This is a genomic window from Bacteroides sp. 2201st1_D9_2201SCRN_220225 (genome assembly GCF_040928965.1).
In the GTDB taxonomy this organism is placed as follows: Bacteria; Bacteroidota; Bacteroidia; order Bacteroidales; family Bacteroidaceae; genus Bacteroides; species Bacteroides stercoris.
On the sequence record NZ_JBCODG010000114.1, the window covers coordinates 1 to 7,974 of the forward strand.

Annotated in this window: 7 protein-coding genes and 1 pseudogene; all 8 read right to left on the bottom strand. The window is 49.0% G+C overall.

The window, feature by feature from the left end; translation table 11 throughout:
* Positions 1–52: 52 nt before the first annotated feature.
* Positions 53–982, bottom strand: a complete 930-nt coding sequence (locus AB5903_RS21250) for a hypothetical protein (protein WP_007569373.1) — start codon at positions 980–982, stop codon at positions 53–55.
* A complete protein-coding gene (locus AB5903_RS21255) occupies positions 969–1,223 on the bottom strand; it encodes a hypothetical protein (protein WP_226890787.1) in 255 nt (84 codons plus the stop codon). The genes AB5903_RS21250 and AB5903_RS21255 overlap by 14 nt, the downstream gene beginning before the upstream one ends.
* A gap of 8 nt (positions 1,224–1,231) precedes the next feature.
* Entirely contained in the window at positions 1,232–1,945 is a 714-nt protein-coding gene (locus AB5903_RS21260) for an HmuY family protein (RefSeq protein WP_008655044.1), read from the bottom strand.
* A gap of 14 nt (positions 1,946–1,959) precedes the next feature.
* Complete coding sequence (locus AB5903_RS21265; RefSeq protein ID WP_008655042.1) at positions 1,960–4,317, bottom strand: TonB-dependent receptor; 2,358 nt, start codon at positions 4,315–4,317, stop codon at positions 1,960–1,962.
* An 89-nt stretch (positions 4,318–4,406) separates the two neighbouring features.
* Positions 4,407–5,039 carry a DUF4903 family protein gene (locus AB5903_RS21270; RefSeq protein WP_044301994.1) on the bottom strand — a complete coding sequence of 211 codons (633 nt, stop codon included), beginning with the start codon at positions 5,037–5,039 and terminating at the stop codon, positions 4,407–4,409.
* Between the two features lie 412 nt (positions 5,040–5,451).
* Positions 5,452–5,943: a hypothetical protein gene (locus AB5903_RS21275; protein ID WP_149927848.1), complete on the bottom strand. Its 492-nt coding sequence runs from the start codon at positions 5,941–5,943 to the stop codon at positions 5,452–5,454.
* A gap of 41 nt (positions 5,944–5,984) precedes the next feature.
* Positions 5,985–7,427 carry a hypothetical protein gene (locus AB5903_RS21280; protein WP_149923580.1) on the bottom strand — a complete coding sequence of 481 codons (1,443 nt, stop codon included), beginning with the start codon at positions 7,425–7,427 and terminating at the stop codon, positions 5,985–5,987.
* Positions 7,428–7,576: 149 nt separating this feature from the next.
* Positions 7,577–7,974: pseudogene (locus AB5903_RS21285) on the bottom strand (phage tail protein); the annotation flags it as partial.

The following is a 7,974-nucleotide window of genomic DNA, read 5'->3' on the forward strand; positions in this document are numbered from 1 at the left end:
CTTTAAGCCAGTGCCTTTTTCTCTCTTTTGTTGCTGCCATATCCGGTTTTCTTTATTGGGAAACGGCATTCTTTTTCTTCGCACCCATATACCACAGGTAAACAGCCAGTACGAGGAACGCTGCCAGTATGATAATCATTTCCGTCTTATGCCCCATAGGGTCTACCCATATCTCGCTCAACAAATCCATACGGCCAAGGATCTCAATCGGTGTCCAGAACACGATAACGGTAGCGATTGCCATACGGATGTTGGCCCCCCACGCAGAAAGGCGCAACTGTTTGGCGAAGATAAAGAACGAGCCGATAAAGCATCCGACCCCCACCAACAGTGTCACCGGATGATTCTCGCCCAGGAATACATCATCGTAGCAGAACATCAGCAACAGGTAGGAAGTCCACAGCAACATCATCAGTTCCATGAACGTGACGATACTCGTGTGGCGCGTCATGGGGCGGGCGGCGATGTCGTTCTTCTTACCACGGAAGAGCAACCGTTGCCACCAGTTGATGAAGTTGCATCCGTTCTTTGTACTGAACAGGTACATTACCATAATCATCATCCAAAAACCGAACGAGGCGGGCAGTATGAGATATTCGGGACGGGTTACGATTTCACCCGTCACAGGGTCGAGTTCCGGCTGCGTGCCGAAACGGTTGGCAAAATACATGAAGAGAAATTCCACCCAGCCTGTCCAGAAGAGCAGACCGCCGAAGAATCCCCAGAGTGTTTGGCGCGTATCTCCTTTGGCGAATACGCCGACAATCACCATCGCCATACCTACCGCGCCCATGACAAAGGCCGAATAGTGCAGAACGGTCTCGCTCATCAGATGCTCCATGATAATCATCAGCCCGTGCCCCAAAGGCATGGTAAACAATACCATGAGGAAAGAAGCGATGGCTTTCCACCAATAGCGCCGTTTGGCGGCAGGAGGTGTTACATTTGTTGTTTCAGTGGTCGTTACGTTAGTCTTTTCCATATTCCATTAATTTACGTTTGATACATTTCTTGTAGAATACTATAATAATTGCCGCAGCAACCAGCATGGCGGCGTGCAGCGTAACTGTAAACTCCCAAGTGGGAGCATTGGGGCTGTCCCCGTACTTGTCTGCCATGACGAAGTGGGCGACCGTTATCGCCGTCAGGAAGACGATAACTGCCGGCCATTTCACCCACCGCCGGTTGCAGAAGCGCATAAAGCGCACGAATTGTCCCATCATACTTTCCGTCATTTCAATTCGTCGCAATAGTAACTGATTCTCCCGCCTTCATCACCGATTTCCACGTTGGCATCGTACCAACTGATAATCTGTATCTTGAAGTACCTCTCTCCGTCGGCGGTACGCACCACATACGTGTGGAACGAAGGGGTGTATGTGGGGGGAGGCCCGGAGAAGCTCATGGCCTGCGACAGCAGCGGGTTGGCATTGGTCTCGGTCGTGGCAGGACCGTTGTTGGGGTCGAACCACGGGTTGGCATCGAAGTCCAGATTGTTTTCCACAAGGTAATGGTTCCAGTCGTTCTGCGACATGGTGACGCGCACGTCGTCCGTGTCAACGACCCATTCCAAGTCGGAAGGCAGTTGTGAAACGCTCGTCCAGTCATCGTAACCGCCATAGCCCAAGTCGGCGGCACCGCCCTGACCGATGCCGCTCGTACCCGAATTGGTACGCATGGTATAGCCGCAGAAAGCCAGATCCCAGTCCGTGCGGTTGATTTGTTCGCCTTCCTTGATGTCCTTGTTCACGGTGTAAGTGTTGAATGACTCTCCCGTGCGGAGGTTGAAGTATATCCAGTCGTTCGTCACCCCTGTGGAATAGCCCGACTTGCGGGGCAGCGTCTTGCCCGTAAAGGGCTGTATGTCGTCATAGTCCACGCAGGAGAACATCGTGAGACAGCCCAGCAGGAGGCTTACCGTTTTGAATAATCCCATACGTTTCATTGTCGTATATTTAATCATTTCTTTTTCCTTAAAGAGTTAATCACATCGTCCAGCATAAATTCCAACTGCACCCATCCGCGTGTTCCCGGCGTGGCGGGCACGTTGAACATCGTGATGCCCGAACCGAGGGTTTTCGGCACGTAGTTGAAGATGTTGTCCACACCGAGCGTCAGTTTTACCTTATTGTAGAAGGTCTGCGACACCGACAGGTTGCACAGCACGTATTGCGGCAGGTCGCAACGGAAGTAGGCGTCATAGCTCTTGTTGTCCTCTTCCACGAACACGCGGTCCTGCACGTCGAACTTCTTGCGTCCCATGTACGAGGCGCTGAACACGGCGTTCAACCGGTAGTTCTTCTTCGTGAACTTGTAGTCCAGACTGGCCGTGGCGGCATGGGGAGAGGTGGTGTTCACCTGTATGCCCTCGTTCTTGCTCACGTTCACGAAGCTGTACGTCCCGTTCAGCGTCAGGCAGTCCAGCACGTGCCAGCGCAGCAAGGCTTCCAGCCCCAGAAGGCGTTGCTTGCTCAAATTGGTGTACTCGAAGTTGTACTGCATGTCGTAGATGCGCCATACGCCCTCGATTTTATCACGGAAATAGTTGCCGTAGGCCGTACCGGACAGGAACAGGCGGTCGTTGCTGTACTCGGCTCCCAGCGAGAAATAATTGTTCTTTTCCGGTTGCATGTTCTCGTTTCCGCGGATCATGAACATGCCCAAATGGTCCCAGTTGAAGAAGAGTTCCTTGATACTCGGAGAACGGTATCCCATCGAATAGTTGGCGCGGATACTCCACCGTTCGTTGGGCGAATACTTGGCGGCAATCTTGGGCATCCCCATGAAACCGAACGCCTTCGAGAAGTTGGTACGCAGTCCGGCAGACACCATCCACTTGGGGTTGATGGTCCACTCATCCTGCAAGAAATACTCCGTTTCTTTCAAGGCGCGGGTTTTCAGGTCGTGGTTGGCATTGCCGGAGAAACGGTCGGAGGTCAGTTCGTCCGACGTATGTTCCACACCGAAGATCAGGCTGTGCCCGTCGAAGTAGTTGCTCGTGATGGTCAGGCGCGGCTGCCAGATGCTACTCTCGTAGTCCTTGTTGCGCGTGTCGATGCGCTCGTGCCGCTTGAAGCGGTCGTAAAAGTCGGCATGAAGGCTACCCGTAACGCTGAACCAGTCCTTCACGTGGTAGGTCAGCTTGGCTCCCGCCGTCCAGTCACGCGCCTGGCTGAAAGTCATGTCCTGTATCAGGTCATACGTGTTCATGAAGAAGGTGCTCCCGTAAACCAAGACCGAGAGGTCATCGGTCGGGTCGTAATACAGTTTTTGGGAAACCGTGATATGCTCCTTGCCCTCGATGCCCATCGGCGGACGTGAGGACGAGTTGACCACGGTGATGTCGTGCGGAAGGAAGGGATTGGCCTCCTGCGTGTAGACCTTCTTGTCATTCTCCGCCTGATACATGTAGAACGCATCCGAGGAACTGTACCATGCGTCGGTCTGCGAGGTTACTTTCCCCGCCTTGAATCCGGCAGATACCCAGCCTTGCAGGTTGGGGCGGTCGGCATTCTTCTCGAACATATACAAAAAATCCTTCGGTTGCGGATTCTTGTAATTGCGCTCGTTCATCTGTCCGTAGCGCACACCTGCGTCGATGGAAAGCGGTTTGGTCGTTTTCTTCGTGATAAGGTTGATTACCGCACCGGCGGCACGCGAGCCGTACAGCGTACTGCTGGCTCCTTTTACAATCTCGATACGGTCGATGGCGTGCAGGTTGAAACGCTCGTAGTCGAGATTCCCGGCCATGTCGCCCGTCATGCGCTCGCCGTCCATCAGGAACAGCACGTGGCGGGCGTCGAGCCCCTGCATGGAGATTTCGTTTCCGAAGCCCACCTTCTGGATATTCAGACCGGGAGTTTCCTGCTGCAATGCCTGTTGCAGGTTGCTGTATCCGGCTTCGACCAACTGCTTGCCGCCCAAGACTTGCGTCGTAACGGGCGACATCTTGATGGGTCGCGCAGTACGTGAACCGGTGACGACCACCTCGTTCAGTCCCAAATGGTCCTCTTCCAGATAGACGGTTTTCTCGGTTTCGGTCGCTTCTATCTTTCCTGTTGCCGGAACAAAACCGACATAGGATATTTTGTAATAATACGTTTTCTTGGAGGGGATTTTCAGTTCCGCCAGCCCGTCCACATTCGTGACGCTCCCCTGCAGGTTTTGCAACGCTTCGTTATCGGCATAGACCACAGTGGCCGCAATGACCGGCTGTTCCGTCCCTTTCTCCAGAACTTTGAGCTTTACTTTACGTTGTGCTTGGGCATTCATACATGCCAGTAAGACACAAAATAAGATGGCTGTTATTCTTTTCATCTGTCTATCATCAAAACATGTTATTCTACACAAAAAAGAGGGAAAGCCGTGTGTCTTACGGTCTTTCCTTCTTTCCTGCAATCGAAAGGTCAAGCCTTGCCCTGTTCTTTCTTGGCTTCTTCCAAGTCTTTTTCGTACTGGGCAAATTCTTCTTCAAAGCGGTCGATACGGCTCTTGTCGATTTCTTGCAGGAATGTTTCGGTGCGGACGTTCATCATGTTGTAGTCCACGATGAACTCCACTTGCTTGGTGTCCACGTTCAGGAAACCATCTACACGGGCGCCGCTCCCTTCCTGGTTGTCCGCAGCGTCATCGCCGCTCGTGGTGACATTTCCGTCCGTTCCCACGAACTTCACCCAACCGCTGCCGGGGTATTCATCCTTTTCCCAACTGTTGAGTTGCATAAACTTCGTTGCACAGCGGAAGGTGATGGCGAAGGGCATGGCGCCCACGGTGAAGTCGCTCAGGTCGAGCACCATCGTGCCGTCTTCCCGCCAAGAAAAGTTGAATTTGGTGGGGCAACCGCTTTCCAACAGCGTCTTGTCCACACCGCTCATTGTAGCACGGGTTGAGAGCACGAGGTCTCCTACAAGGATTTCCTTCGCCTTATCAATATATTCCTGTGCAGGTGGCTCATTGGTAAGTGAATCGTCACTTTCACACGAACTTAATCCGATTACTGTTGCCATAAGAAGGCTGAATAAAAAGTATAACTTTTTCATTTTGCTTATATAATTTACTTGTTTTGTAATCCATAATTGTTTCCTGTTCATTACCCTTGCCTGCGTGTATTCCGCAAAGGGTATGTAAAGTCATGGTTTTTACATGATTAAAGGCAGGCTTTTTCCGATGGCAAAGTCAGTCTTTGATGTGTACCGCATGTAGGCTTCAGAAGCGGTTCAGGCGGTTTGGATAATTTTGTTTCCTCGCCGTCGGTTGCATACCGGGAGTGTTTTTAGCGGCATAGCAGCCTTGCCGACAGGATAATGGTGTCTTCCCCATTGGGTGAGGTGAATATATTGTGATAATTTTTTCTTAGTAACACACAAAAAAAGAGCTAAGAGAAAGCCGTTTGACAGCTTTCTCCTTACTCTTTCTGAATTTAATTTCGTTGCTTGACAAAATAATGACGAATTATTTTGTTCCAACAAAATGTACGGATGCAGGGAAATCTGCACCTAAGAACTTACCGGATACTGCCAGAGTAAACTCGATAGTGTTGCCTGTAACTTTGGCATCAGTCAAAGAATCCAACTTCAACTTTACCAAATCCATTCCTAAGATGGTCAAATATCCAGCATCAACTCCTGAATCAGCAGTAATTTCACCGGTTTCTTCATCTACATTTACATTCAATTCGATGGTGATTGTACCCGGCATACTGCCGATTTGTGGAAAATCGCAAGTTAAAAGACCTCCTTCAAGAGTATAAGATGCAGCACGTGGCTCATAATCTTTCCCTTTCATCTTGATTTTGTCCATCGTACCGTTATAAGTACCTTCGTAATCGCTGATTGCCAATACGGTACTTACACCTTCTACACCCATCACTGTGGCAGCGTCAGCAGACTGCGCCATTCCGAAACTTGCTGCAACAAGGGCAGCTCCTAAGAAAAATTTTCGCATCGTTTTTATAATTAAAGTTTAACAAATAATTTAATTACACTTTATTTTTGTTTGTTCAATAAAGTCCTCCAACGGCATCCTTTGTTTTTGCTATTTGTTAATATAGAAGTGTATCCCAATCTTCTTACTTTATCAGATGGGTCGATGTCGGTATAGTTTGCTTTCAAGAATGCTTGGGTCGATTCTCTGTTAAAGGTGCTTTCTGAACAAGCGAAGGTTGTACCGGCATATCCATCTTCACTATAGAAAATAGTCAGATTCGGATAAACCAGATTAAAGTTTTCATTCAAATCACCTATTTTGAGGTCAGCTACCATCTTGACATTCGATATATCGAATGTTTCCAATGCGTCCAAGCATTCAATATCAATGGCGTAAGCTTTCAGTTCATCCTTTTCGGGCAGTTTGATTTCCTTCAAGGCAGGACATCCTGTCATTCTTATGGCGCTGCCGTATGTATTGTTGCCTTCTGTTTCTTGGTCACGCTGTCCCCAAATAGTAGAGTGGCTTAAATCAATGCTTGTTATAGCCGAATTGTTTTGAATCCAAACTGCTCGTAAATCGGTAGCATTGGATAAGTCAAATCCTTCCGATGCTATTTCCTGCATTATAATCTGCGTAATAAACTTCCCTAACTTCAATCGAGGCGCAGAAGCCCCACTTTCTGCTCCGGCAGAATAAAGGCTGACTTTAGCACCTTCCCAATAAGGACTTGCCACCAAATATTGGATACCTTCAAAGTTGGTAACATTGTCAGTCGGTTTAATGAGAATCTCAGCTGTTTTTTGTGATGCTCCTAAATGGTTGCTAATATCTATTTGGTCGCCATCAAGCAAATCGGGAAAGTTGGTCTTCAAATAAGTGAGCAGGTTTGCGTCGGGCACGTCGCGCAGGGTGGTATAGGTTTGCAGATTGCCATCGACATCAGTCATCTTCATATCAATGGTGCCGGCGGTGATGGCTTCCTTGTTTTGGCGGTAGAAACGCACGAGATCTTCGATATTCTCTTTAGCGGTTTCCGGAAGGTAAAGTTTGGTAATTTCGTGCAGGTTAGTCACAGTTTCATCGCCGTTTTCTTCCACTACGACACTCACAAGATTATCATAGTCGTAGATTTCATTACCCGTCAGGTCTATTCCGGTGATTTGTTCCGGTAATTTGGCAAAGTCGAACGCCGGGCCGTAACCATTGTCCGACAGATCCACATCAGTCAAGTTAGGGAACATGGAAAGTTCTGCCAGTGCGTCTGTGGAAATCTGCGTTCCGGAGAGGTCAAGCGTCGTCGTATTGTTAGCCAAATCATCAAGCAACAGATTGCCGTCCTCGTTGAATGTGTAGCCTCTTTGAACAAGAATGGTTTTCAATTCGGTATTCTGCACGGCACCCGTGCTGTATGAGAGGGTGTTGTCGTCATCGCTGCACGATGCCCCTACCAGCAACATTGCGAATGCCATCAAACCGACATGCAAATTGTTTCTTTTCATCTTTCTGTGATTTTATTTTTATTATATATTATTATTTCGGGAGCGCAAAATTACAATAGGAGTATTTTTAGTACAATACCTAAAAATGATGATTTTATCAAGCAAAAATCACCATTCAAAGAATAAAAAACATAAATTTCGCTTCTACCTTATAATTGTTTGTTAAAACGGTACTTGAAGGAGAGCATGAACCAACTACCTATCTGCTGCGTGTGTCTCTCCGACAATCTGGAGGAAGAGACGCTGCGGGTAAAGTTCTTTTTCTGGCTAAGGATGTCCGCCCAGTAGAATGACAGTTCCGCCTTCTTCTGTTTGAGGAAACGCCAAGAAAGGGAGGCGTTCCACACTACCTGGTCATCTTCGCCGGGGGTGATGTTCGTACCGTTGCGGAAAGAATAATCGACATCGCTCCGCAACTGAATGCCGCCGGGCAGGTCGGCGTAGGCGTTCACCCCCAAGCGATAGTCGCGGGTGTAATCGCCGGTTTCGCGCAAAAGGTTGGTGGAGTGGCGGAAACGCCAGTCACCCGTCAGGTCGAAACCTCCCC

Coding starts and splice junctions, on each gene's coding strand:
- AB5903_RS21250 (WP_007569373.1), bottom strand. CDS start 982: ATGGAAAAGACTAACGTAACGACCACTGAAACAACAAATGTAACACCT.
- AB5903_RS21255 (WP_226890787.1), bottom strand. CDS start 1,223: ATGATGGGACAATTCGTGCGCTTTATGCGCTTCTGCAACCGGCGGTGG.
- AB5903_RS21260 (WP_008655044.1), bottom strand. CDS start 1,945: ATGAAACGTATGGGATTATTCAAAACGGTAAGCCTCCTGCTGGGCTGT.
- AB5903_RS21265 (WP_008655042.1), bottom strand. CDS start 4,317: ATGAAAAGAATAACAGCCATCTTATTTTGTGTCTTACTGGCATGTATG.
- AB5903_RS21270 (WP_044301994.1), bottom strand. CDS start 5,039: ATGAAAAAGTTATACTTTTTATTCAGCCTTCTTATGGCAACAGTAATC.
- AB5903_RS21275 (WP_149927848.1), bottom strand. CDS start 5,943: ATGCGAAAATTTTTCTTAGGAGCTGCCCTTGTTGCAGCAAGTTTCGGA.
- AB5903_RS21280 (WP_149923580.1), bottom strand. CDS start 7,427: ATGAAAAGAAACAATTTGCATGTCGGTTTGATGGCATTCGCAATGTTG.